Origin of the sequence: Paenibacillus sp. RC21 (assembly GCF_044907935.1) — a bacterium.
GTDB lineage: Bacteria > Bacillota > Bacilli > Paenibacillales > Paenibacillaceae > Paenibacillus > Paenibacillus terrae_A.
In genome coordinates this window covers 61,781-86,957 of the sequence record NZ_JBIYCS010000005.1, presented here as the reverse complement: position 1 = coordinate 86,957, position 25,177 = coordinate 61,781, and the positions used below count along the sequence as shown (strand labels likewise).

Annotated in this window: 18 protein-coding genes and 2 riboswitches; of the genes, 12 read left to right on the top strand and 6 right to left on the bottom strand. The window is 47.1% G+C overall.

Annotated features, from left to right (window positions below; all coding sequences use genetic code 11):
* Positions 1-82 precede the first annotated feature (82 nt).
* From ABIA61_RS17405 to ABIA61_RS17390, 4 genes are read left to right on the top strand one after another with little or no spacing between them, the layout of a single operon-like run.
* Positions 83-1,204 (top strand): glycosyltransferase family 2 protein, encoded by a 1,122-nt coding sequence (locus ABIA61_RS17405; RefSeq protein ID WP_283653040.1) that lies wholly within the window; start codon positions 83-85, stop codon positions 1,202-1,204.
* A gap of 4 nt (positions 1,205-1,208) precedes the next feature.
* Positions 1,209-2,474: an MATE family efflux transporter gene (locus ABIA61_RS17400; protein WP_283653039.1), complete on the top strand. Its 1,266-nt coding sequence runs from the start codon at positions 1,209-1,211 to the stop codon at positions 2,472-2,474.
* A complete protein-coding gene (locus ABIA61_RS17395) occupies positions 2,458-3,684 on the top strand; it encodes a glycosyltransferase family 4 protein (protein ID WP_283653038.1) in 1,227 nt (408 codons plus the stop codon). The genes ABIA61_RS17400 and ABIA61_RS17395 overlap by 17 nt, the downstream gene beginning before the upstream one ends.
* Positions 3,644-4,555, top strand: coding sequence for a glycosyltransferase family A protein (locus ABIA61_RS17390; protein WP_283653037.1), 912 nt, complete (start codon positions 3,644-3,646; stop codon positions 4,553-4,555). Before ABIA61_RS17395 ends, ABIA61_RS17390 begins: the two co-directional genes overlap by 41 nt.
* Here ABIA61_RS17390 and ABIA61_RS17385 read toward each other — a convergent pair.
* Positions 4,523-5,227, bottom strand: coding sequence for a response regulator (locus ABIA61_RS17385; protein ID WP_283653036.1), 705 nt, complete (start codon positions 5,225-5,227; stop codon positions 4,523-4,525). The two genes, ABIA61_RS17390 and ABIA61_RS17385, sit on opposite strands and share 33 nt — an antisense overlap.
* A gap of 45 nt (positions 5,228-5,272) precedes the next feature.
* On the opposite strand from ABIA61_RS17385, the gene ABIA61_RS17380 reads away from it, so the two are divergent.
* Genes ABIA61_RS17380 through ABIA61_RS17370 form a run of 3 tightly spaced genes read left to right on the top strand, consistent with a single transcriptional unit; the run spans position 5,273 to position 11,915 of the window.
* The gene (locus tag ABIA61_RS17380; protein ID WP_283653035.1) at positions 5,273-5,722 is read left to right on the top strand and encodes a hypothetical protein; all 450 of its coding nucleotides are present in this window, start codon (positions 5,273-5,275) and stop codon (positions 5,720-5,722) included.
* On the top strand, positions 5,719-7,452 hold the full coding sequence (locus ABIA61_RS17375) for an ATP-binding protein (RefSeq protein ID WP_283653034.1): 1,734 nt from the start codon (positions 5,719-5,721) through the stop codon (positions 7,450-7,452). The genes ABIA61_RS17380 and ABIA61_RS17375 overlap by 4 nt, the downstream gene beginning before the upstream one ends.
* Positions 7,453-7,487: 35 nt before the next feature.
* A complete protein-coding gene (locus ABIA61_RS17370) occupies positions 7,488-11,915 on the top strand; it encodes a hypothetical protein (protein ID WP_404581120.1) in 4,428 nt (1,475 codons plus the stop codon).
* A 45-nt stretch (positions 11,916-11,960) separates the two neighbouring features.
* Here the strand turns inward: ABIA61_RS17370 and ABIA61_RS17365 are convergent, their stop codons facing one another.
* A complete protein-coding gene (locus ABIA61_RS17365) occupies positions 11,961-12,656 on the bottom strand; it encodes a response regulator transcription factor (RefSeq protein WP_283653033.1) in 696 nt (231 codons plus the stop codon).
* 154 nt (positions 12,657-12,810) lie between these two features.
* On the opposite strand from ABIA61_RS17365, the gene ABIA61_RS17360 reads away from it, so the two are divergent.
* On the top strand, positions 12,811-14,160 hold the full coding sequence (locus tag ABIA61_RS17360; protein WP_404581066.1) for a sugar phosphate nucleotidyltransferase: 1,350 nt from the start codon (positions 12,811-12,813) through the stop codon (positions 14,158-14,160).
* Positions 14,161-14,370: 210 nt separating this feature from the next.
* Here ABIA61_RS17360 and ABIA61_RS17355 read toward each other — a convergent pair whose 3' ends face one another.
* From ABIA61_RS17355 to ABIA61_RS17340, 4 genes are all read right to left on the bottom strand, one after another.
* Complete coding sequence (locus ABIA61_RS17355) at positions 14,371-14,886, bottom strand: thioredoxin family protein (protein WP_283653031.1); 516 nt, start codon at positions 14,884-14,886, stop codon at positions 14,371-14,373.
* Positions 14,887-15,128: 242 nt separating this feature from the next.
* The gene (locus tag ABIA61_RS17350; protein WP_044645625.1) at positions 15,129-16,985 is read right to left on the bottom strand and encodes a beta-glucoside-specific PTS transporter subunit IIABC; all 1,857 of its coding nucleotides are present in this window, start codon (positions 16,983-16,985) and stop codon (positions 15,129-15,131) included.
* A gap of 265 nt (positions 16,986-17,250) precedes the next feature.
* The gene (gene licT / locus ABIA61_RS17345; RefSeq protein ID WP_137059994.1) at positions 17,251-18,099 is read right to left on the bottom strand and encodes a BglG family transcription antiterminator LicT; all 849 of its coding nucleotides are present in this window, start codon (positions 18,097-18,099) and stop codon (positions 17,251-17,253) included.
* Positions 18,100-18,331: 232 nt separating this feature from the next.
* Positions 18,332-19,303: a LacI family DNA-binding transcriptional regulator gene (locus ABIA61_RS17340; RefSeq protein ID WP_404519633.1), complete on the bottom strand. Its 972-nt coding sequence runs from the start codon at positions 19,301-19,303 to the stop codon at positions 18,332-18,334.
* A 196-nt stretch (positions 19,304-19,499) separates the two neighbouring features.
* Here ABIA61_RS17340 and ABIA61_RS17335 point away from each other — a divergent pair, with 196 nt between their 5' ends.
* The 4 genes from ABIA61_RS17335 (at position 19,500) to ABIA61_RS17320 (ending at position 25,129) form a co-directional block, all read left to right on the top strand.
* Positions 19,500-20,540: an oxidoreductase gene (locus ABIA61_RS17335; RefSeq protein WP_404581065.1), complete on the top strand. Its 1,041-nt coding sequence runs from the start codon at positions 19,500-19,502 to the stop codon at positions 20,538-20,540.
* A 30-nt stretch (positions 20,541-20,570) separates the two neighbouring features.
* On the top strand, positions 20,571-21,560 hold the full coding sequence (locus tag ABIA61_RS17330) for a Gfo/Idh/MocA family protein (RefSeq protein ID WP_283653029.1): 990 nt from the start codon (positions 20,571-20,573) through the stop codon (positions 21,558-21,560).
* A 153-nt stretch (positions 21,561-21,713) separates the two neighbouring features.
* The gene (locus tag ABIA61_RS17325; protein WP_283653028.1) at positions 21,714-23,171 is read left to right on the top strand and encodes a glycoside hydrolase family 1 protein; all 1,458 of its coding nucleotides are present in this window, start codon (positions 21,714-21,716) and stop codon (positions 23,169-23,171) included.
* 191 nt (positions 23,172-23,362) lie between these two features.
* A riboswitch (glycine riboswitch) is annotated at positions 23,363-23,439 on the top strand.
* A gap of 17 nt (positions 23,440-23,456) precedes the next feature.
* Positions 23,457-23,551, top strand: a riboswitch (glycine riboswitch).
* A gap of 159 nt (positions 23,552-23,710) precedes the next feature.
* A complete protein-coding gene (locus tag ABIA61_RS17320) occupies positions 23,711-25,129 on the top strand; it encodes an alanine/glycine:cation symporter family protein (protein WP_283653027.1) in 1,419 nt (472 codons plus the stop codon).
* The last annotated feature ends 48 nt before the right edge of the window (positions 25,130-25,177 follow it).

The following is a 25,177-nucleotide window of genomic DNA, read 5'->3' as shown; positions in this document are numbered from 1 at the left end:
ACCATGTTTAATCCCTATAAGCAAACATTTTTAATTCCTTTTTAAGAAAATAGAACTACCCGGAGAAAAAGGAGATGTTTGTGTGCAGGGACCTATAGCCATTTTTAGCGATAACCACAGGGCTATTGATTATCCCAATGTGATTTATTTTTACGAATATATACAGTGCGAGGATCAGGAGGCCACTTCAGTCTATGAAGACGCATGCTGCTGCCTGATTGATTACAGGGAGCCTGGACAGGCTGTACGGGTAGCGAATCAGATTCGTAGTCGCTTTCCGCAGATGCCGCTGTTACTGGTGACGGATGTATCGCATCCGTTCAGTGATCAGCATATGGTGCAGATTACCGGAATAGGCCGTTTGCGCCTGCTTTTTTGGCAAGCCAATGACAACGAAGAGATGCTTTCCGAAATTCAAAGCTTGCTCTATCCCGAGTATTCGGCCAAAAGCCGGCATATTGCCTTCATCTTGTCTGTATATAACGAGGAGCAGCGTTTTGTTCATGTCAAGAAGTTTGCTGAACGGCTGCAAGCCTTTATCCGCAGTCATATTGTGGAGGGCTCTATTTATCTCATTGATGATGGCAGTCATGATGGGACGAATGCCTTGATCAAAGCGCTGGAGGCGGCGACAGACCTGTCCGTGAACCGGATTAATCAGAATCTGAGTCCGCTGCTTCAAACCAGGGAACTGGGACGCAATACCCGCAAGGCAGGAACGTATCTGGAAGGGATGCGCACCATCGGCGCGGATTACTACGTATTTGTGGATGCGGACGATTCCTTTTTTATTGAGGATATTGCCAGAATGATTAATGTCGTTCAGCAGGGCTACTATGATGTGGTGATTGGAACCAAGGACATGACAGCTGAAAACCGTTCCTTATTACGATCTGTAGTCAGTTTCGGCAAACGTGTCATTTCCCGGCCCTTTTTACCGACAGGCGTGGTGGATTCCCAGACAGGGCTTAAAGTGATGAGCTCGGTCGCTGTGAAGCGTATGTTCCCGCATTTGAAGGAACAGCTCGGGCTGGCGCTGGATCTGGAAATGATGTTTATCGCCAAGCGGCTCCAGCTTCGGGTGCTGCAATTACCAGTCAAATGTATTGACCGGGACGGATCGCACATCCATGTCTGGAAGGATTCCATTCGTTTCTTGCGCTCCATCATTGATATTTGGCGACTGGATCGGCGGGTGAGATAAGCACGTGACAAATCGCTTGCGAACATTGATGTTTCCTGTATTTAATGTGCTGCTGAACGGCTTTAATTTTTTCTTCCATATTGCAGCGAGCTGGTATCTTACCGGACAAGCTTATGGTCAGGCGAATGCGCTGCTGGCCCTCTTTGCACTTTTGTCTGTTTTGGGCCTGTCTATTCAGCTATTAACAGCCAAGCTGGTCTCCAAAGGAGACAGGAAGCTTCCATTGCGTAGCCTGCCACTCGGTTCCCTATTGCTAAAAGCACCACTGTTGCTAACCGTGCTTGCCATAGTCATTTTGCTGGCGTTTCATCCGCTGCTGCGCTCGCTATTAGGCGTGGAGTCTGGCCCGCTGTTCATGCTGTATGGCTTGGTAGGGTTGCATATTCTCGTCAGCTCGTGCCGTGGAGATCTACAGGGCAGGGAACGCATGCTGGCGCTGAATGTGAACTATTACTTGGAGGTTTTAGGAAAGCTGAGCCTGTTTTTTATACTGGCTGCGTCAGGGCTGAAGCTGGAGGCTTTGCTGCTGGCAAGCTGTGGGGGGATGCTGCTGTCGCTGCTTCACGGCTGGGCTGTTTCGGTTCGGGGCTTATCCTTACTCGGTCACACTAAGGAACGTATACCTTCCGGGCTATGGAAATCACTAGGCCAGGATTTTACGGATAGTCTTATTACGAATTTATTTATTTTGTTCTGCATCTCCATTGACATGCTGTATGTGCAGCATTACTTTCCCGAACAGGCCAGTGGCTATGCGATTGCGCTGAAATACAGCCAGTTGGTCTATTACGTGTCGTACAGCCTGATTGCCGCCTTTATTCCAAAGCTCGGTGCGCAGGGTCATGATCGCCAAGCCCTGGGCAAGCTGGTTGCCGTCTATGCCGGATTAATGGCTGTTGCAGCTATCTGTGTATATGTGGGCACCACCTTTGTATTCCCGCCCTCTATTCCCGTACTATTCGGGTCTTCATACCAGTCGGCAGAAGCCTATATTCCGCTGGGAGGATGGGTGTATTGGCTGTTTTCTATCGTGCTGTTCTTTGTTCATGTGCATGTGCTGGTGGGCAGACGCAAATTTATGTTCGGGCTGCTGGCTGGAGCTGCGACTTTATTGGCAGCCTTTCATATTGCACATCAAAACCCGTATGACTTTCTGCTATCTGAATTGATTGTTTACGGCGCCATGTCTCTCTATTTTGTGGTAGATGCCTATGTATATTTGTTCAAAATAAAGATAAGGGGGGATTCAACCCGTGAATACAATACCTGAACAGGATGGTAAAACCGTAGTTCTGTTGCTCTCCTGGCGTGACATTCGTTCGCCTAAAAGCGGGGGAGCCGAAATTTTCACCCACGAAATGCTCAAACGCTCACAGCAAGACCGTTTTCAGTTTATTCATTTTTCGCCCAGGCTTGAGGGGATGCCCGAGGAAGAAATCATAGACGGAATTACGTATATCCGAAAAGGAAACATTTATAGCGTCATTTATTATGCCATGCGCTATTATCGCCATCATCGTAAGCATATTGATTATGTGATTAATCAGGCGAACACGCATCAGTTTTTCACCCGTTTCTGGGTGGAGGCGCCCAAGCGAATTTTCTTTATACATCAGCTAACAAGGGAAATATGGTTTGAAAATGCTGGTTTTCCGCTGAACCATATCGGATATCGCCTGGAGCCCTTGATGCTCAAGCTTGCTCGTAAGGATCGGACAATTACCGTATCCCCGTCTACCCGTTATGATCTGCTCAAGCTGGGCTTTCACCCGGATCGTGTTCATCTGTTGCCTGAAGGCATTGAGTTTGAACACTGGCCTCGGGAACAATTCTTAACCAAGGAGTCCAATCCGACCTTTATGTACGCCGGGCGCTTTGTGAAATATAAAGGCATTGATCTGGTGGTTGAAGCTTTTGGAGAGCTTAAGAAAAAATTTCCTCAGGCTATGTTATGGATCGCTGGAAAAACCGATAAAACCTATGTGGCAGAACAATTATTGCCGATTATGAAACGGTATGGATTGACCTACGGAGAACCGGATGAACAGGGACAATCACAAGCGGATATTACCTTTTACGGATTCGTCTCAGAAGAGCATAAGCTGGAACTGATGAGCCGCGCCCACGCGCTCGTTTTCCCTTCCCTGCGTGAAGGCTGGGGCTTGACGATTACCGAAGCAGCGGCTGTGGGGACTCCCAGCATCGTCAGTAATTCACCCGGACTGGTGGACGCGACGGATTTTGGGAAAAGCGGATATCTGTGCTTCCACGGCGACGTCCGGGGATTATCTGAACAAATGGAAAGAGCAGCCAACGGCGGCGAAGACTATATGGCCATGCGTGAGCGGGCGTATCAGTATGCGCTGGGATTTCATTTTGATCATACGGCGGCTGCATTTGAGCAGTTGATGGGAGATTGGGTAAAGGAGGCGGAACAGAGTGGACAAAGTGGTCATTCTCTTCTCCACGTACAACAATGAACGGACGATAGAGCCTTGTTTGCGGAGCTGTATGTGGCAAAATTACAAGGATCTGCATATCGTGATTGCCGATGACGGCTCGGAGGATCAGACGGTGGAGACGATTCGTACGCTAGCTGCAGGGAGTCCAGTACCCGTAACGATATTGGAGCTTCCTCATGGAGAGCGGGGAGTCGCGAGAGTCAAGGCGGTTGAGGAAGCCGGACGTTTGGGTGCCGAATACATACTTGTATTGGATTCCGATATGATTTTAGCCGAGCATTTGATTCAGCAGAGCATCGACTTTTTTGACCATCATCAGGACATCGGCGCATTGGTCGTTCCCGAGGAGGCCTATTCGGAAGCGACCAACTTTTTTTCCAAAGTCAAAGTCTTTGAGCGGAATGTGATTAACAACGCGGGTGACACCTTGGGAAAACGTTCGATTGAAGCAGCACGCTTCTGGCGAATGAGCGCTTATGAATCGACAGGCGGATTTAACGCAGAGCAGATTGCTTTTGAAGAAATACAGCCGACCCTGCGTTATATAGAGTCTGGCGGAGTCATCCGGCGGGCGGTATTTACACGTGTATATCATGATGAAAAACAGGTCTATCTGCGTGATGTATTACGTAAAAAAGCCTATTACTTCTCGGTGATGGATCGTACGATGTCGTCTGAGGAGGGGGGATTGCGGAAGGCGCTGGAACGGTGGTACTTTTTCCGTCCGGTGCTATATACATGGAGCAATCTGAAAAGCTATATTCGTCACCCGCTGCTAACGGCGGGGATGCTGTGGATGTATGCATGCCTGACCGTGATTGGGGCAGCCGCCGTGTTGAAGGGCGGCGCCCGTCACTCAGGCGATCTCGCTAAGGCGGATAAGGCGTAAGGATGAACGTCCCAGGGTCAGCGTATCCAGCGTATACAGGTCGGGATCGGAAGATTCCGACTCATCATACGGTATATACAGTGAGTGTGCAGTTAACTGAATGCCTTCCTGTTCAGGATGACGAAGCGAGCAGCCGACAGGATACAGCTCAGCGAGTGCAACATGTACAGCGGTTACGAAATCTTGCTCATTAAGCAGCACATAAGGTCGGTATGGAGCATTCAGAATACTGTCTAAAAATACCGATAAGTTGGAAGCCGCGTTCTGGTCTGTATACAGGCGGTTTCGGTTGAGCTTGGCTTCATCAAGCGCCTCGTATAGGATTTTTTTCAGTGTGTCATCATCCAGCTCCAGTGGTTTTGTCAAAAAGCGGAATACGCCCACTTGATTAATCGCGGATAAAATGGTCTGCGTATGCAGGTGACCTGACAAAATGATCCGCACGATATGGGGATAATCCTTCTTGATCATGCGAAGGAAGGTAATCCCGTCCAGACCAGGCATAAGCAGATCGGAAACCACGACATCAATCGGGTGCTGCTCCAGCACCTGCAAGGCTTCTTTGGTGGTATGAGCGGTATGTAAGGTGAACCTTTCTTCCGACAATGTCCGTTCAAGCAGGGACAAAACCATAGGGCTGTCGTCAACAAATAGAATGTTTTGGGGTGTCATAAGAACTGCGCAACTCCAATCAGGAAGTAAGAAATGAGGAACTACATGTATAATATCAGCGTTTTGGCATTTTTGAAAGATGTCAATACAGAACGAGCGCTGCGTCTTTTTTGTGAACGATTCGACTCGGCTGAGCATGAGCTCTGGGAAAAAGGAATGCGTCTGCTTCACCAGTATCATGCTGCACGGCATGCGGGAGTAACCCTGACCGTCTCCAGCTCACTTCAGCATATGGATGATCGTCATGATATTTACATTGTTGATCTGCGCGAGTATAGCGAAGAAGAGCTGGATCGTTTATATATTGCAAAAACCTGCGAGTTGCTGCTGCTGACGGATGGGGCAACGGAAACCGCTGCGAGGTTTGCTGCACTCCAGCGCCGGACTCCCCGGCTGCTGTGCGCACGGCTGCCGCTAGTCAACTACGAACTGGAGTGTCTGATGCAGGCTATTCTGGGCCAACTTGAACCGAATGGAGGAGACAGGGAAGCATGAAGCGATGGGCTTTGTTGAAACCGGGTTGGCAAAAGCTGATCCTGTACCTGCTTGTTCTGGGCGTAACCGTGCTTATGGCCATTGCGCTTCAGTGGTTTATTGTTCGGGAATTCAACGGTCAATTGGCAGACATTCAGGACGAGCAGCTCCGGTATGAAGTGCAGGAATTGTCCAGCCACATATCCGAGCATTACGCGGCATGGCAGGCTGAACTGAATGAGCTGGCCTCCAGCCTTGGCAAAAACATACTGAATCAGGGGACGCGTCAGTATACCGAGGGCTTTAAGCGTGAAAGCGGAGCATTTTATGTGCTGGATGAACAGTATCGCGTAATCGCCGGACGTGACAACCGTGAGATGAAAAGCGCGATACAGCAAATTAAATTGCTGCAAAACGGCTGCGCTGTAAGCCCCTTTGTGACAGAGGATCATCAGCCTGCGCAGTATATCGTATGCAGGATTCAGGGGGCGCAGACGGGCGGATTTATGGTGCGTACCATTGACTCCGGTATGTTCAGCGGTATTATCAAGAGTAAACCGGTCAATCAGCATGAGACTTTATTTTATAATAATCAATTCAAGGTCGTAGCTTCCCTCAACACACCGGATATCAATCGGACAGACATTACGGGTGTGACCCGCAGGCTGCTGGAGGGCAATACGGGCGTTGTTGAAGATCAGGGAGTGAAGCACGGAATAGGGTTCAGCCGCATGGGGGAGGAGGCTCTTTACATTTCCGTTAAGGATGTTGGTCAGGACACTGCCCAGCGGATCAGCTCTTTTCGCAAAAAGGTGTCGCTGGTCATGGTTGTGCTGTTGTTTATGCTGTGGGCCATGCTCGTACAGTTTCGCAAACGGGTCGTGAAGGATGCGCTCGTGAATAATCAGGTGTGGGACCAACGGCGGGATGAAGATATGCGTCAGCAGCAGGATACATATTACTTGCCGTTAATGCAGACGATTGAGCAGCAGCTACAAGAGTTGCAAGAGCAGACTACCCGCCTGACAGGCGGAGACGATTTGAAGCTGTTAGGCTTTTATCATGATCTGGCGAACCGCTTTGAGGCAGCTTCCAGTCAGGGAAAGGGAGCAACTCATGAGGAATTGGAATATTTCCGTGAGCTGAATGAAAATTTCATTCAGGGACGTCTCAAACAGGAATCCTCGCTGGGAGGTCTGCTGACTGGAGTCCGCACCTTGCGTGACGAGCTGGAAGAGAAGATGCACGACAATAGCGGAATCAGTTTCACAGATATGAATGAAGTGTTGTCAGAATCGCTGAAATGGGCGAACCGTTCGTTGAACATGAAGGATATTCAGGTCATCTTGCGGCAAGAGCCTGTTCCGTCCATTGCAGCCCAAGCACCGTTGCTGTACAAGACGATTCAGGGACTGCTGGAAAACGCGGTACAGGCGATGGGACAAGCGGATGAGCTACCAGAGGATCAGCATCGAAGCCGAACGGGTCTGCGCACCAAGCGGCAGACTCAAGTGCTTAAGGTCAGCTCGCGGCTGGAAGAAGGAGAAATCGTTATTACCATTGAGGATACGGGCGGCGGTATCGATGACAAGATGCGTTGGAGCTATTTCCAGCCGGACTATTCCCAAAACTCGCAAGAGCATACGTTCAGCCTGTATCATATGGATGCCTATCTAAAGACGATCAGTGGCCGCTTAAAGCTGCGTAATACGGATCAAGGCTTGCAGGCAATCGTTCGTTTGAGAAGATAATCGGAAATTTCAAGAGAGGAGGGGGGCCAGGCATGGTGAGAAAATGGATATTTCGATATCGCTATGATATGGCAGCAATCTTGCTGATGCTGGCTGCGATTGGCGTATATCTTGCGCCTATCTATGGACCGGGGCAAATCGTATTTAGTGATATTGCCTTTGGAGCCACCTCTCATCGGTATCTGGAGGAAATTATGGGGGTATGGAACGAACGGTGGTCTACCTCTACCATGTTCAATGCTCCCCGTATCCTTTATATCTTGCCCTTCTATGGACTTTCGTTGCTATTCGGAGAAAGCGGCCCGGTATTGCTGAAGTCGTTTATCACGGGTCTGTTGTTTGTTTCGGCATTTTCGATGTATGCCTTTGCCAAGCGGCTGGTCAGTGTGTATTATTCGCCGAGCTTTACGAAAACCCGCATTTTTGCCATCATGATCGGCGCACTGTTTTATGCACTGAATCCGTGGGTTATTTTCCGCATTCAGCATATTTATTTGCTCTGTGGATATAGCTTGTTTCCGTTGATGCTGCGCTTCTTTTTCAGTGCGGTTGATCCCAAATTTCAAATTCAGCAAATTAAAAACTATAATCCCCACAAGCTGTACCAGCGGAACTGGATAGACTTGTTCCTGTTGGCTGCGGTATTTACCGTCAGCGCCGCTGCGATTCATTATTTTTTCTTCGGCATGATCTATTTGGGCTTGTTCACCATGCTCCTACTGATCAAACTGACCTGGACACACCGCAAGGCCGGTCGCACCTATTTACAGCCGTTATACGGCAATTTTTTGCGTAAAGGGATCATTTTTGGCGTGTTCTTCGGTCTGCTCAGTTTTTATTGGTTGTCCCTGTATCTCGGCAGTATGGTGATGGACGCTCAGGCGTCGCAGCATAATATCAACGTCGTCGATACCTTGTCCCTGTTCAGTCGTAACAGCAGCTTATACAATGTGGGCTATTTGCTGAGCTATTGGTGGCCTATGTTTTCCTTTTCCTCACTGCCTGCGATGTTTTATGTGGGCGGAGGGTTTTTACTGCTCTTGATTGGCTATGCGATGGTGACGCGCTCACACAAAAATCCGATCATTCTCATCTTTTCGCTGCTTACGTTATTATTTCTCGTCTTAGCCACCGGGACAACCTTTCCGTCCATTGCCAAGTGGTTTGTCATTTTGGTGACGAAGACCCCTGTGATTGGCTCGGTTTTCCGTGATCCCAACAAGTTTATCGGGCTGATTGCCCTTAATTTCGGGGTATTGCTGACCTTCGGCGTGGTTCAGATTATGGAATGGTTCGGCTCATCGCCGCTGCAACGAGTGTATAAAAGGCTGGTGCTGGTCATTGTCGTCCTGTGCCTTGGCGTGTATTTTGCTCCCTTGCGTACCCAATTCATTGAGGGGTATTACAAGCCGGTTCAAGTGCCGGAGGCTTACAGCGAAATGGCTGAAAAGCTGACAGACCCGGACCGCTTCGACAGCAAAGCCTTGTATTTCCCGATTGCCGACAATATGATTCAGAGCTTTAACGGCGTAGCCACGCCTAAATGGAATAAGGGTAAGACAGCAACCGAGAAGGCAACCGGGGATTTTCAGGTGTACTCATCTCCTAAAAATACGATTTTCCATCATGAAGGCAACGACCCCGGGATTACATACTATATGAACTTTCTGGAGTATTTGCTGGACAACGGACTAAGCTCCCGGTTAGGCTGGCTATTCTCCACTTTTGGGGTCAATCAGCTGGTCTACCATGACGAATATGAGGGACAGGAGAAGCGGCAGGATTTCCACCTGTCTCAGCTGGAGGGTCAGACTAGGCTGAAACGCACGTACAAGAACGGGCTTTTTTCCATATTTAATCTGGATCAGCCGCCCCCTTATATGAACATATTAACGAGCAAAATTGTAACACCTTACGGGTTTAGCCGACTGGAGAGCTACAGCCATCTGCCTGGATTCGATTTTAGTCGCTTCGGCGTATTATTCAGTGCGTTAAAGCCTGAGCTAAAAACCATTCAGACGGTCAACAAGGGGGATTATGTGGAAGCGGCCTCCTTTAACGATTTGCTGTTGTCACAGCTTCCGGCAGAGGATTATTTGCGTCCGTTTGATGTCATTGAAGATGGCAACGCCTTTTTAAAATGGTCCAAAACCTTTGCCTCGACCAACGATTGGTTATGGTATTTATCGTCCCAAAATATACGGAATTTCCCGTTTGATATGGAAATGGACGCTGGAATTGCTGTCACCTTTGCCAGTAAGAAGCTGGATGTGGCCCCTTATCAGATGAGCAGCATTGAGGGGAAAACAGTCGTGGATTTTGATTCCATGCTGCGGACCGAAACCTTTTTCAAGCCGGATAATCCGCAGTTGTTCAGCGTGGAGGCTAACCCGCGTGAGGAATTGAATGATGTGCCAACCCTGCACGGCGAGATTATGAAGGGAGACCCGAGTAATATATGGCAGGTCGCCAGATCCGGTTTGCTGGAAGCTAAGGAAAATAACCCGTATCAGTTTCAGATCACCGTCTCTGGACGCGGCACGAACAAGATGCATGTTAAAATGAGATTTTATGATAAGCAGATGCGTGAGCTGGGGGTTAGCTATGTCGTGGCGCCTTCGGAGGGATATGATTTTGACGGTGTAAAATTTTACGGGGAATATGTGTCCCCGCCGGGCAGCTACTGGATGCGAATGGATTTGCTAACCCTGCAACGCCCGCAGCAAAAGAACTACTGGTGGATTCATGATATCCAATTGCGTGATTTGGGACAATATAGTAAGCCTAACGCATTTACGATGCACAAAAAGCTGGAACAGCCGCAAACCTCGCATGTATATGCGAGAGTGTTTATGAATAAGGCAGGCGGGAAGCTGCAAGTTACGCTGCCGGGTGGAGTGGTCGACATCAAGACCCATGATGAAGGCTTGAATCAGTTCCAATGGGTCGACCTGGGGGAGCATGCTTTTCCCAAAGGGGATACCCCGATTACGGTGAATAACCTGCAAGGCTTTAATGCGGTCAATCAATTTGCGATTGTACCTGTAGACCAACTGGATGAGCTATCTTTTCCGGTGGAGCAGGCATTGAAGCGAGGCAAGCTCTTTTTCACTCTGGAGGCTGAGAGCGATTTTAACGCCCAAGGAAATGTACAGTCAGAGCGTGCTCTGCCGAGGCTCAGCATGGGACGGGGAATCAGCTATCAGCAAGGTACATTAAGCAGGGATGTGGAGATCGCCAAAACCGGAACCTATTCCACAGCTATTTTAGCTGATCTACCTGCCGGGTATCATGGGGCATTGACAATGAAGTGGACGAATGAAGAGACAGGCAAGGTACTGACAAGAACGATCCATACAGGTGAATCGTATACGCGGTTGCCCGTTACCTCTTCATCCGAAAAACAGATCATTGAAACGGTGCCGAATCAGGATGGCTTTGCCAAACAAATCATTCAAATTCCTGGTCTGCTGAACGATTATGGACGTATAGAGTTCAAGAATCTGTTTTTAACCAAAGGGAAGTATCGCTTAACGCTGGTGCTGGACAGTCAGGTGCCGTCCATGAGCGGGTATGGAGATATTCATCGGATGGCTGCGCAGGAAGTGGCGGTTATGCCAGAGGATAACACGAAGGAATCTTTAACCAATGATGTAGGCTGCGTGGCGGATATTCAGCCTGGCAAGACGAGTCTGTCATCAGGCGGCGAGGGGTTGTCCATTCGTTACGCACCGAGCTATTCATGTGATTGGAATATATATGCGTCGAAGAAGATGAAGGCTGAGCCGCTACAAGAGTATGCCGTACAACTGGATGCGCGGTCAGAACAAATTGGAAGTCGGCATATGAAGGTTATTTTTTTGAATAAAGCCTCCCAAATCCTCCAGACCTCTTATATTAACGAGGTGGAGGAGCGAGATAAGGAGCAATGGAATCATTATGATCAGATTGTGAAGGCTCCGGCAGGTAGCGTCTTTATGCAGTTTCAGATTTTGGCACATGCGCATAAGAAGCAGTCAGGCTTATTTCAAATGAAGAATTATTCCATCATCCCTTATCAGGCGATGATTACAGTGGATCAGCTTACGCTGTTTGAGGGGACGGATATGGAAACCTTTTTTACGGCTCCCCATGCTTCAGAAAGTATTCGGGCTTCTCGTGAAAATTCCATGGAACGCAGCTTTACGCTGTATAATCCGACGCATCAGCAGGTGTTGATTCGGGAAACCGAGTCGCCCAATCCACTGTGGGAATTCAGACTGGGAAGTGAAACCCAGCGTGCCCGTCTGTCGGTGAACGGAGTGACTACCGGATTTATAACCAGTGGCAGCGGAAGCGGCAAGGTCGTCATTATTCTGGCTTCCGCCTACCGTTTTGGCTGGATCCTGTTCATACTTGGGATACTTGGTGGAGCGGCTTGTTTTCTTCCTTATCGGCGATGGAAAAAACGAAAGATTCCATAGAAGGAAGTTACCATGATGCAATTCAGTAGCCATTAGAAGGCACGGCTACATCTCGTATTTGTACCCCCGGCCCCAGACGGTACGGATGTGCTGAGGATTTTTGGGGTCACGTTCGATTTTTTTGCGGAGACTGGAGATATGTACGTCAATCGTGCGATCTAGATAGGCACCGTCTCCGCCTTTAATCCGATCCATCAGCTCGCTGCGGGTAAAGACTTTCCCCGGATAGCAGGATAGCTCTTTTATAATGGAAAATTCAATTTGAGTCACTTCAACCTCCCGGTCATCGACCAACAGGCTGCGACGGTAATCATTCACCCAGACCCGCACTTTTTTGAGTTTTTTGGTTATGGCTTGGGACTCGGCAGGTATGTTGCGGCCAGAGCGGCGCAGTAAGGCTTTGATACGAGCATTTAGCTCTCTCAGGTTGAATGGCTTGCATAAAAAATCGTCCGCTCCGTCATCCAATGCTTTAATTCTTATATTCAAAAGGGTATTGTTGGAGATCACCAGCACAGGAACCGTCGTATATTGACGGAGTTGGCCGATTAGCGCGCATTCGACCATACCGGAAAACATAAGATCGGTCACAATAATATCAGGCTTAAAACGCATAAGTGTCGGAAGTGCTTGTTTGGAATCGTAAATAAGTTCGGTATGATAACCTTCTTCCTGAAGATGAAGGGCGATCATATCTGCCAAACTTTTTTCATCTTCAATGATAAGTATTTTAATGGACATGACTGACAGCTCCTGTACAAACAAGTATACAAATACATGATGTAATCATGCATAAATTGCGATTTATGCATACTTATGTAATCGGCAGATTTATGAAAAACGAACAGTGCCAGGTGGCATGTATTTATTAATTTAGAGGAAGAAGGTTGCATAAATGCGTATGATTTTATTATCTGGAGGTTCTGGTAAACGTCTCTGGCCTTTGTCCAATGAGAGTCGCCCCAAGCAGTTTCTTACGATTCTGCGTCATGACGAACGACCTGAAAGTATGCTGCAACGGATTTGGCGGCAGTTATCTGAAGCAAATTTGGCAGGGGAGGCCTATTTTTCAACGAGTGGAACTCAAGCTGAGCTGATCCGTGGGCAAATTGGGGCGGACGCTGTGGTAATTGAGGAGCCAACCCGGCGGGATACATTTCCGGCCATTTCCTTGGCTGCGGCCTACTTATATGACCAGGCAGGTGCGTCGCGCGACGAGATTGTAGGGGTCATGCCGGTGGACGGATATGCGGGGGATGAGTTTTTCGAGCATTTACGCAGGCTTCCATCTATATTGGAGCAATCCGGGAGTGACATCGCACTCATGGGAGCTGTTCCAACGGAGCCTTCTGACAAATATGGCTATATTGTTCCTTCGTCATCTCCCTCCCCCAATCAGCCGTATCTCAGGGTTAGCTCATTTGTGGAAAAGCCGGATCTGATTCGTTCGGAGGCGCTGATCCGGGAAGGAGCACTATGGAATTGCGGTGTGTTCGCTTTCAGGCTTGGTTTTTTATTGGACATGCTGGAGCAAAAGGGTCTATCATCGAACTATGAATCTCTTTCGACAAATTATGCGGAATTACCCAAAACAAGCTTCGATATTGCGGTGGTGGAACAGACCCGTCAGCTTTCGGTGCTTCCGTATCATGGGGAGTGGAGGGATTTAGGAACGTGGGATTCGCTGGTGCGGGAAAGGAGCTCGGAGCTGAGCGGCCCGGGCTATATTTCGGAAGCTTCTCATGATTCGCATATTATCAATGAACTGGAGATTCCAGTTAGCATATGGAATGTCCCGGACATCATCGTCGTTGCCGGACCGGATGGTGTGCTGGTGACCGATCGACAGTCGTCCACAGGGATTAAGGATATGGTGACGGAAATTGAGATTGGCCCTCGCTTTGAGGAGCGTTTTTGGGGGAAACAAACGGTGTTGTCCCACCAACAAGCGACCAGCGGCTTACAGACAGTCACCAAACGGGTAGTCATCTCTGCTGGAAGATTTATCAGTTATCATGAGCATCAGTTCCGTAAAGAGGTTTGGACTATTGTGTCCGGGGTGGGAAGCGTCTGTATCGATGGAATAATGCAAACGGTCAACCCCGGTGAGGTTATCGTCGTAGAGTCGGGTACGAAGCATTATATAGGTGCTGTCGAGGGGGATTTGGAGTTCATCGAATCTCAAATTGGGCATATTGTGTCAGAAACCGATATTATTAGATACGAATTTCCCGACTCCATTTAACACTAGATATCGTATGAAGTAAATCTATAATAATAGGACCCAGCCGGTACAGACGATGCTATCATAAGGTAGTGAAGGCGAGTTAGGAACTGTTTTTCTTCAAAACCTTAAATCATCTGAAAATTCCCCAAAAAGGTATCCATGCGGTGAACGCGTGAATACCTTTTTCTGCATGTAAGCTTGTCCGTAAGACACGGTATAGGACGATGCTTATAAAATCAGTTTCTTGGAAATCAGCCACTCTTTTACCACATCCGTACTGAGATCTCTTTCAGGTGTCCATTCCACTTTATCTACCAGCTTGCCATGTCTGAATTCCGCAATGGTGGGGGTGTACTTTACATTGTATTCCTCTTTGAATTTATTCCATTCTGGCTTGTTCTTATGAATTTTGTGAACATTCAAAAAAGTGATTTTGGAGCCCAAATTGTATTGCTCGATCATCTTGTTAAAGTTAGGCTCAAAGCGGTTGCAGTCACCACAGCTGGGTCTGCCGACATAAACAAACACACTTTGGTCCTGCTGGATCATCTTCTTAAAACCCTCAATTGTAACCGCATTCAAGTGATCGTATATTTCGGGATAATTGCTTTTACTCGCTTGAATCTCTTTGTCTTTCTGCTGAACAACCTGCTCGAGATCCTGAAACTTGAACACAGCCGAAATAGCGATAGCAATGACGAGCAGCACAATCACGCTTAAACCGATAATATATCCTTTTTTCACAGAAATCCTCCTTTATTTAACAGTCTTATACACACCATAAACGATATTTCCATTTTTAGCTGTAATACTTGTCTCATTTTTACTTTTTTTCTACGAATCATGACATAAACATAAAAAAGGATATATTTGTAAAGTGCTTGGCTGAGGGCGAATATAAGCTGCTGTGGAAGGAACGCAAAAGAAGCTCCCCGCAAGGGAAGCTTCTTTTATACGTGAGGTAATGTTACTGTGTTAATTCATGATTAGATAACTACTGTCATCAAGTAGTCTTCACGTTTCACTTCAGATTCTGCTGTTTTCAGAACATCCAGGTACTTAGCAGAATTCGTCACAATGATCGGCGTAGCCGTCGGGTAACCTGCGGCTTTAATTTGCTCAATGTCAAATTCGAGCAGCAGTTGTCCTTGAGTAACGATGTCGCCTTCTTTTACGCGCTTGTCAAAAAATTGTCCTTTCAGCTTCACTGTATTCACGCCAACGTGGATCAAAATTTCTGCTCCGTCATTGGAAGTAATACCGATAGCATGTCCGGTCGGAAATACCGTCGTAATTGTTCCGTTTACAGGAGAAGTCAGTACGCCCTCTGTAGGTTCAATCAGAATTCCTTTACCCATAGCCCCTGAGGCAAAAGCGACATCAGAAGATTCTTCGAGTGGCAACACTTTACCTTGCAGCGGACTTACGAGAATTTCCTTCTCAATCACAGTTTCTTTCTTCTCAGGTGTTGGTGCTGCTTTGACAGTTTCTTCTTTTGGATCATCAAAGCCCAATACCATAACTAGCACCATTGCAAGTACAAAGGCAACGAGCAAGCCGATGACAAGCCACAAGAATCCAGCACCAAAATAAGTAGGCAATGCCAACAAACTAGGCAGGGAGAAGGATTTTGCAGTCGCTCCGCCGGAAGCGATAATAGCCCCGCCAATACCACCGGAAATACAAGCATAAATAAATGGCTTTTTCAATTTCAAAGTTACGCCATAAATCGTTGGTTCTGTAATCCCAAAAACAGCCGCCAGCGTAGAGGAACCTGCCAAAGCCTTCATTTGAGTATTTCGGGATTTCAGGAATACGCCCAATGTTGCACCAGCCTGAGAAAGTACGGCTGCTGTAAGCATCGGAAGCATCGTGTCATAACCCAATGTTGCAATATTCGACAGCATGACCGGAACGAAGCCCCAATGCACGCCGAAAATAACAAACACTTGCCAGAATGCCCCGGCAACAGCACCAGCGACCAGTGGGCTTAAATTGTATACCCAGGTAAAGCCGTTAGCCAAGCCTTGACTGATCATGTTACCTATTGGACCAAAGGCCAGGAATGTCAACGGAATAACGACCAGCAAAACCAGCATCGGAACGATAATATTTTTCACAGATTGATGGATAAAGGAATTGAACCAGCGTTCCACATAGGACTGAACCCAGACTGCGAGAATAATTGGAATAACACTGGAACTGTAATTAATCAGAATGATCGGAATACCCAGAAACGCCAATCTTTCCGGGTTGCTTACCGCTGCTATAACCGCCGGATAGACCAGAGCTCCGGCGATTGCCACCGATACAAAGGTGTTTGTCTTAAATTTACGGGATGATGTAACAGCCAGAAATACTGGCAGGAAATAAAATACGCTGTCCGAAGCAGCGCTTAGGATCAGATACGTACCGCTTTTATCATTAATCCAATGGAGTGACAAAATTAATGCCAGAATCCCTTTGAGCAAACCGGCTCCGGCAAGAGCGCCCAAGAGAGGCGAAAAAATGCTGGAAATGACATCGACGGCTTTACCAAGAAAGTTAGTTTTTTCGGAAGACTCTTCCTTTTTCTCACCTGCATTTTCGGCATCCTGCAAATTCGTTTCTGCCATCATATGCTCAAATACTTGACCTACATTGTTGCCGACGACAACTTGAAACTGGCCGCTGCTTTCAACCACCGTAATGACACCGGGCGTTGCTTCCAATGCAGCTTTGTCTGCTTTTGTACGATCATTTAATTTAAATCTCAAGCGTGTAGCGCAATGGAATACCGAATTGACATTCTCTTCGCCGCCAACGAGGGTCACTATTTTTCTGGATAGCTCTTTATCGCTCATGTTCAGAACTCCTTATGAGTTATTCTTGTTATGGATAGGACTTTCTGTTTACTTCATGTTGCTAAGATGCGCCGGCGTGCATCTTTTTAACCTTGTAAACAAGAAAAACCTAAACTCGTGGTAAAAACAACGCACCCTCTCCATAGAGGAAACGCCGATTTCACCATCAGTTTAGGTTTTGCCTGCCTTACCAGTCACAATCCATGAACGATGAAGGTATGAAGTTTTTAGACAGATTTATGATTCGACTTGTTACTTGGCAATGTTATTCCGCAATATTATTTCGCTCGGTCACTCGATGAATATGAATGGTCAGATATACATATTCGTCCTTGCTTAAATATTGATCGTATGTTTTTTCCAGATATTCATTGATCTTTTGCGCACAAGCGAAAGCTTCGGTATATGTCTGCTTTACCTGGTTGTACAAAAATTCTTCGCCGCTGTGAATGACCTCTTTACGAATCACCCGCATCGCAAAATATTGCAAATGCGTCAAAAATCTCGAATAGCTAAAAGAGGACTCGTCCAGCACAATACCGTAATGATACGTAATAATATTCAATATATGTTGAACAATCTCGGTCATTTTCAGCGTAGACTTCATTTCGTTACCGTCGATCCGAGCATTCACCATATGCAATGCGATAAAGCCCGCTTCGTCTTCGCCCAGCTTCACACCAAGCGTATTTTCAATTTTTTGCAGAGCATCCAGCCCAACCTCAAATTCTTTCTTGTAAAAGCGCTTAATCTCATACAGCATCGCGTTTTGGAGCGCGAGCCCCTTCTCTTGCCGCTGTATCGCAAAATGAATATGATCGGTCAGCGTTAAATAAATATTATCGCTTAATTCCGTATCCAGCACTTCCGTTGCATGGGTTACGATTTCATTCACGACCTCCAGATGAGATACGGGAATATCGTTTAGCAGCTCGGTAAGCTTGGCCGTGAACTCGTTTTCATTTAACATGAAAATCTTATCTATTTTATCATCATCGACTTGGTCCCCAGCCACCTTTTTGAAGGAAATGCCTCTTCCCATCACGATGACCTCTTTGCCTTTGTCGTTTTTAGTCAACAGGACGTTGTTATTGAGCACCTTCTCAATAATCATTGAAGTTCCCCCTCCCATCCTTTACCAATAAAAAATGCCTAAGCACAATTCAACACTATTGTTAGCAATAGCACTCAATTGAACTCAGGCATTGCCCGCATCACCGGTCACAATCCTTTATATAGTGCTATTGTAGCACAAAAAAAAGCGATTTCAACATATTTTATTCTTATTCGACAAAAAACATTATAAACACAGGTCCTTTCGCCTAGCCCCTCAGTTAAGCGTTACTCTATGTAGTCGTGCGCTCAATGAGGCTGTATTGCAGGGGTTGCAGCTCCATTTGGCGACCTACGAGCTGAGGGGAAAGCATGTAAAAGGCATTTTGCGCCTGAGCCTCGATTGGATTCTGAACGGTTGTAATGCCCATCGTATGCGAGAGCTCCGTGTTATCAAACCCGACGATCGCCAGATCTTCCGGCACGCTCAGCAGTTGTCTGCGTGCTTCGCAGAGAATACCAACCGCCACATAATCGTTGGAGCACAGAATAGCCTGTGGGAATTCGTCCCGATACTGTAACAAATCGCGCACCACCTGCTCACCATCACGGATGTTATAGATGGAAGATTGATTCCAATGCTGCAATACAGGAAGATTATGCTGCTCCATGATATACGCATAGGCTCGTTGTCTGCTGTGGGTGTTGATGCTGCTTGGGCGGCCAAAGGCATTGGCTATACGAGTATAGCCTTTTTGTATCAAGTGTTTTAGCGCCAGCATGTATCCTTCGTACTGGTCCATGGCGACGGAGCGAATATCGGTATGATCCATTCGTTGCCACGACACGATCGGGCCATACTTGCAATAAGTGCTTAACAAATCGGTATCATTTACACAGGAAATGATGACCAGCGCATCAATTCTTTTTCTTTTCAGATCTTCGAAGGCCTGAAGCTCTTTCTTCTTGTCTTCTCCCGAAGTATAAATTATCGTTTGAAATTCGTACTGGCCCGCCACCTCTACAAAGCTATTCAGAAATGCGAGAACAATTTCATTAATGGTTGAAGTGATGATGCCAATTTGAAGGGTCTGACCCTTGGATAAGGAAATGGCGTTCCGGTTGGGAACGTAATCCAGCTCCTGCATGATTTTTAAAATCTTACTTCTCGTCTCCCGGCTCACATGGGGGGACTTGTTTAACACTCTGGATACCGTAGCTTTGGAAAAGCCCGCCAGTTTGGCAATTTGATCAAGATTCGACATGCTGCTTCTCCTCACATATGAAAAATATTTGACATGAAACGCGTTACAACGTTTAGGATGCTTATGAGGGCATTACGTCTATTTTATAGCATCTGTCGATGCATTTCAAAAAAACGTTCCTCATGTTGTGGTATTATTCTGGCAATACTTGCGATATCGTAAAGCTAAGCCTTTAGGAAACGAGGGGATTTGCGAAATGACGATTCAAATTGCATATTTAGGATTTGGCAAAAGTACAACCAGATATCATCTGCCCTATGTTCAGATCAGGGACGCCTTTCAAGTATCGAGAGTGTTCACACGCCAAGTGAGGGAGGATATGGAAACGGCCTACCCCGACATTCAGTTCTCGGATCAAATTACGGACGTTCTGGGCGACCCGGAAATATCACTCGTCGTTGTATGTACGCCTTCCTCTACGCATTATGAATATGCAAAATTGGCTCTATCCCATGGCAAGCATGTGCTGGTGGAAAAGCCTTTTTGTGAAAACCTTGAGCAAGCGCAAGAACTGATCCAATTCGCCAAGGAAAATAATCTCATCATCATGCCTTATCAAAACCGGAGGTTTGACAGCGATTATCTGGCGTTCAAGGAAGCACTCCATTCCGGAAAGCTGGGAGACATCGTCGAAATTGAATCCCATTACGATTATTTCCGTCCCAATGCCAGTATGCCCGGCGGCAATCCTGTTAACGGAATGTACTACGGACTCGGTGTTCATACGCTGGACAGGCTCATCGCCTTATTTGGCAGACCGGAGCAAGTCGGATATGACATCAAGTCTATCCGTACTCCTCATGGCGCTGATGATTACAATGAAACTATATTATATTACCCGGACAAAAAAGTGATTGTAAAAACTTCTCTTGTGGTGTGCCTGCCTTACCCGCAGTTCACTATTCACGGCACGAAGGGCAGCTTTGTCAAATGGGGAGATGATCAGCAGGAAACCTGGCTGAAAGCCGGCAAGACCCCGGATGCGGAAGGTTTCGGACTGGATAATCCCGCTTCCTATGGCAAACTTAAATACGTTCCGCCCGGAAGTAGTGAAGCTATCGAGGAAACACTTCCTTCGCCAATAGGAGATTATGGACAATTGTATGACTCGTTGTACGAGTCCATTGTGCACGGAACACCCAAGCTGGTTAAGGACGAGGATATTTTGCTGACAATCGAAATATTGGAAAGCGGCTTTAAGCAGCCTTCCCCGTCAATCGTTGATTTCCGGCGATAGGCTCGCCATCAAGAAAGGAAGTTACGCCATATGAAGCTCGGAATGATTGGAACTGGATGGATCAGCACAGAATGGGTTAAAGCCGTGAAGGAAGCTGGCGGCTGGGAAATTACAGCACTCTTTGTTCGAAATAAGGACAAAGGCGCAGCTTTTGCCGCCGGGTGTCAGCTTGAAAACATTACGCTGTATGACAGTTTGGAAGAGATGGCTCAATCCGATATTGATGCCATTTATATTGCTACGCCCAATTCCTTGCACATGCTGCAAGCGCGTCTTTTTTTGGAGCATGGCAAACATGCGATTGTCGAAAAACCGATCAGCCTGACAGAACAGGAATTGCGAGAAGCTTACGAGTTGGCTGACCGAAATGGTTGCTACCTGCTGGAAGCGGTTCGTCATATCCATGAGCCTAATTTTTTGCGCCTTAAGGACAACTTGAAGCGCGTGGGCAATATCCAGGGTGGCACCTTGTACTCCATGCAATTTTCCTCCCGGTATGATCAGTTGCTTTCAGGAGATACTCCTAATATCTTTTCTCTGTCTTATGGCGGGGGTGCATTAATGGATCTGGGTGTGTATTCGCTGTATTTTGCCATTGATTTGCTTGGAGCCCCTACATCAGGCTTGTACCGTGCCAAAAAGCATGAGAATGGCGTGGATTTGGGCGGCCCGATCCTACTGTCGTATCCCGATTTTACACTGGTGATCCAACTGGCCAAAAATGCTGTAACCACCAACCGTGTTGAAATTTACGGGGACCAGGCCACTATGATCTCCAGTGGTGTCTCTGGTATCACGGACGTATCGGTTCTGGATGTCCGTACTCAGGAAACAGATACTGTAAGTACTCCTGAAACTCATCATTTCATGTTTTACGAGGCTCAGGAATTTTATCGGATCATTGCCGAAAAGGACAAAGACCGCTACGAAGAATTGAAGTCATTGAGCATTGAGGTTCAGAAGATCAGCAATGAACTGCGCCATCAAAATGGCATTTATTTTGAAGATGGACAAAAATAACTAAAGAAGGAGGGGATGTATTATAAGTACTAGTAGCTGCCAACCCATGTGAAGTTGCTTACAATGAGGATGGCAAAGGCTGGTCCATTCAGGTCGTTATGGAATACTCCACAAGTGTTTAACATATCCAATAAGAAAAGAGGCTCTCATACTATGACTAAGATATTAAAAGGATTTCCGAAAAACTTTCTGTGGGGCGGGGCAACCGCAGCTAACCAATTGGAAGGCGCTTTTGACGTAGATGGAAAAGGATTGTCCAGTGCGGACGTGATTGCTTATGTACCCAAAGCAGAGCGCACAAACGATCATGCTATAGAGATTTCGTCCGAGCGACTCGAAGACATTTTGTCTGGTAAGGTAAATGCCCGTTTTCCAAAGCGCGAAGGTGTGGACTTTTTCCATCATTACAAAGAAGATATCGCATTATTTGCGGAAATGGGCTTTAAGGTATTCCGCATGTCCATTAACTGGTCGCGGATTTTCCCGAATGGTGATGATGCGGAGCCGAATGAAGCAGGACTGCAATTTTACGATAATGTATTTGACGAGCTGCGCAAGTATGGGATAGAGCCACTGGTGACATTGTCCCATTACGAAACACCGCTAGGTCTGACACAGAAATATAATGGCTGGCTCGGTCGCGAAGTAATACAGCACTACGTAAATTATGCCGAAACGGTGTTTACACGTTATAAGGATAAAGTGAAATACTGGCTGACTTTTAATGAGATCAATGTGATGACGATGAGTCCGTTCACAGGTGGCGGTGTGGTCATTGATCGTGTAGATAACAAGCAGCAAGCGATCTATCAAGCCCTGCATCACCAGTTTGTGGCGAGCGCATTGGCGACAAAACGAGGCCATGAGATTATTCCTGGCTCTCAAATCGGATGTATGCTGGCTCGTATGGAAAGCTATGCACATACGTGTAACCCGGAAGACGTGCTGAAAAGTCAGCATGAAAACCAGATGAATCTGTTCTTTACGGATGTACATGCCCGTGGGGAATATTCAAATTATATGAACCGTTATTTTGAAGAAAATAATATTGTTTTGCACACAGAACCCGGCGATGCCGAAATTCTGAAAAACAACACGGTCGATTACATCTCATTCAGCTATTACATGACCTTGACTGTCTCTGCAGGTCCGGAAGGCGAGAAAGCAGCGGGGAACCTGATTGGCGGCGTGAAAAATCCATATTTGCAATCCTCTGACTGGGGCTGGCAGATTGATCCGATCGGCCTGCGTGTTACGCTGAACACATTATATGACCGTTATCAAAAGCCGCTGTTCATCGTGGAAAACGGCTTGGGTGCATATGACAAGGTGGAAGAAGACGGCTCCATTCACGACACGTATCGCATTGATTATTTGCGCCAACATATCGCTCAAATGAAGGAAGCGATTGCGGACGGTGTGGATCTGATCGGTTACACTAGCTGGGGACCTATCGACCTTGTGAGTATGTCCACTTCCGAAATGTCCAAGCGTTACGGATTTATTTATGTTGATCTGGACGATGACGGTAACGGAACACTGAAGCGCTCCAAGAAGGATTCTTTTGACTGGTACAAAAATGTAATTGCCACCAACGGCGAAGAACTGTAATCCAAGCTAACTGAATATAACCCAATATGGCCTGGGGGCGGGTGCGGCAGAGAACATCATGAGGATGAATCTGGCTGCGCCCGCCTTTATTTTATAGGCTCATCTTAAGATAACCAAACGACTTCACAAATTTTTCACTTGTAAAAAGCTGAAAGTTTTCTGTATAATAAAAAACAATTTCATATGTCTGGTTGATGTTTGCGGGAGATGGAACGTAAGTTCCGACCGAAGGGGCAAAACTCTCAGGTGCTTGGGCTGATTACAGCAACAAGCGGGACCGTAAACGGACAGAACTCTGGAGAGACCCTTAATTGGGCGCCGAAGGTGCACCGCAGATATCATCTGCTTAAACTCTCAGGCAAAAGGACAGAGACGCGAATAACCTGTGACAGGGGATGCCCTAGGCTTTTTTATGAGCTGTTAGTGGCTGAATCCTGCACAAGATGGTTGTATTTTTTCGTGCCTTTAACCTCTCCAGGAGTCGAATCAGCGGATTTGACTCTTTTTTGTTTTTTAATATGCAGGAGGAGCGGGTTGAAATGAATTTGGTACATGTGTTAGAAACGATTAGCAGTTGGATATGGGGGGCCCCACTGATCATTCTCGTTATGGGAACAGGTCTGTGGCTGACCATACGGTTGAAAATGTTGCAGGTTTTCCGCCTGCCTCTGGCGATCAAGCTGATCGGAAAGGCCCCAAATGAAGGTAGTGGGGATGTCAGCAGCTTTGCGGCCCTGAGTACGGCGCTGGCGGCTACAGTAGGTACAGGAAGTATTGTCGGCGTCGCGACAGCGATAAAACTGGGCGGACCGGGTGCTCTGTTCTGGATGGTTGTTGCAGCCTTTTTCGGGATGGCGACGAAATATGCGGAAGGTGTACTTGCAGTAAAATACCGGGTGAAGGATCGGAATGGACAATTTTCCGGCGGCCCTATGTATTATATTGAAAAAGGGCTTGGACGCCGCTTTAAACCGTTGGCGATGCTGTTTGCTTTTTCCGGGATGCTGGTAGCGCTGTTCGGGATTGGAACATTTCCTCAGGTCAAAGCGATTGTATCCTCAACCGAAAACAGCTTCGGTGTTCCACCAATTGTAACGGCATTGATTATTGCTACCCTTACGGGACTCGTTACTATTGGAGGGCTCAAGAGCATTGCCAAGGTATCGACCAAAGTTGTTCCCTTCAAAACAGGCTTGTACGTGTTGATCTGTATGATCGTACTGATTCGGTTCGCCGATCAGATTCCTGCCGCACTCGCGCTTGTGCTGCATTCGGCGTTTTCGACGACGTCTGCGACGGGTGGATTTGCCGGAGCTACGATTATGCTGGCGATGCGCAGCGGGGTAGCCAGAGGGATTTTTGCCAATGAGGCCGGATTGGGAAGCGCACCGATTGCAGCCGCAGCCGCCAAAACCAAATGGCCTGCGGAGCAAGGGTTGATTTCCATGACAGGTGTGTTTATAGATACGATGATTATTTGCGTGATGACCGGGCTGACGCTGCTGGTTAGCGGCGTATGGAGCGGTCCTACCGATGCGGGCTTGATGACGCAGCAAGCTTTCTCCAGCGCATTCCCGCTTGGTGCGGAACTGCTCACAATCATTCTGATTATGTTCGCGTTCACCACGATGCTTGGCTGGAACTACTATGGAGAACGCTGTGTTGAATATTTGCTGGGTGTCAAATGGATTAAGCCGTACCGTTATCTGTTCATTGCGCTGGTTGCCGGAGGCGCGTTTATTAAGCTGGATGCGATCTGGTTGCTGGCAGATATCTTTAACGCCATGATGGCCTTCCCGAACTTGATTGCACTGCTCGGCTTGTCGGGAATTGTAGTTGCAGAAACCCGTACCTATATGGATTCCTTGTATCCTGACAAGAAAAAGGGAATACTTGCAGGTGCCAGTGCAGGAGCAGCCATAGAAATAGAAGAAAAAGGACAAACAGTCAGCTCGTAAAGTCCGATATATCCGGATTTAAGAATATTGACTCTGCAAGATCATTTG

What these genes read in the sequence shown, in the direction of transcription:
- ABIA61_RS17385 (WP_283653036.1), bottom strand. Translation starts at nt 5,227, where the DNA reads ATGACACCCCAAAACATTCTATTTGTTGACGACAGCCCTATGGTTTTG.
- ABIA61_RS17380 (WP_283653035.1), top strand. Translation starts at nt 5,273, where the DNA reads ATGTATAATATCAGCGTTTTGGCATTTTTGAAAGATGTCAATACAGAA.
- ABIA61_RS17375 (WP_283653034.1), top strand. Translation starts at nt 5,719, where the DNA reads ATGAAGCGATGGGCTTTGTTGAAACCGGGTTGGCAAAAGCTGATCCTG.
- ABIA61_RS17365 (WP_283653033.1), bottom strand. Translation starts at nt 12,656, where the DNA reads ATGTCCATTAAAATACTTATCATTGAAGATGAAAAAAGTTTGGCAGAT.
- ABIA61_RS17360 (WP_404581066.1), top strand. Translation starts at nt 12,811, where the DNA reads ATGCGTATGATTTTATTATCTGGAGGTTCTGGTAAACGTCTCTGGCCT.
- ABIA61_RS17350 (WP_044645625.1), bottom strand. Translation starts at nt 16,985, where the DNA reads ATGAGCGATAAAGAGCTATCCAGAAAAATAGTGACCCTCGTTGGCGGC.
- licT (WP_137059994.1), bottom strand. Translation starts at nt 18,099, where the DNA reads ATGATTATTGAGAAGGTGCTCAATAACAACGTCCTGTTGACTAAAAAC.
- ABIA61_RS17340 (WP_404519633.1), bottom strand. Translation starts at nt 19,303, where the DNA reads ATGTCGAATCTTGATCAAATTGCCAAACTGGCGGGCTTTTCCAAAGCT.
- ABIA61_RS17335 (WP_404581065.1), top strand. Translation starts at nt 19,500, where the DNA reads ATGACGATTCAAATTGCATATTTAGGATTTGGCAAAAGTACAACCAGA.
- ABIA61_RS17330 (WP_283653029.1), top strand. Translation starts at nt 20,571, where the DNA reads ATGAAGCTCGGAATGATTGGAACTGGATGGATCAGCACAGAATGGGTT.
- ABIA61_RS17325 (WP_283653028.1), top strand. Translation starts at nt 21,714, where the DNA reads ATGACTAAGATATTAAAAGGATTTCCGAAAAACTTTCTGTGGGGCGGG.
- ABIA61_RS17320 (WP_283653027.1), top strand. Translation starts at nt 23,711, where the DNA reads ATGAATTTGGTACATGTGTTAGAAACGATTAGCAGTTGGATATGGGGG.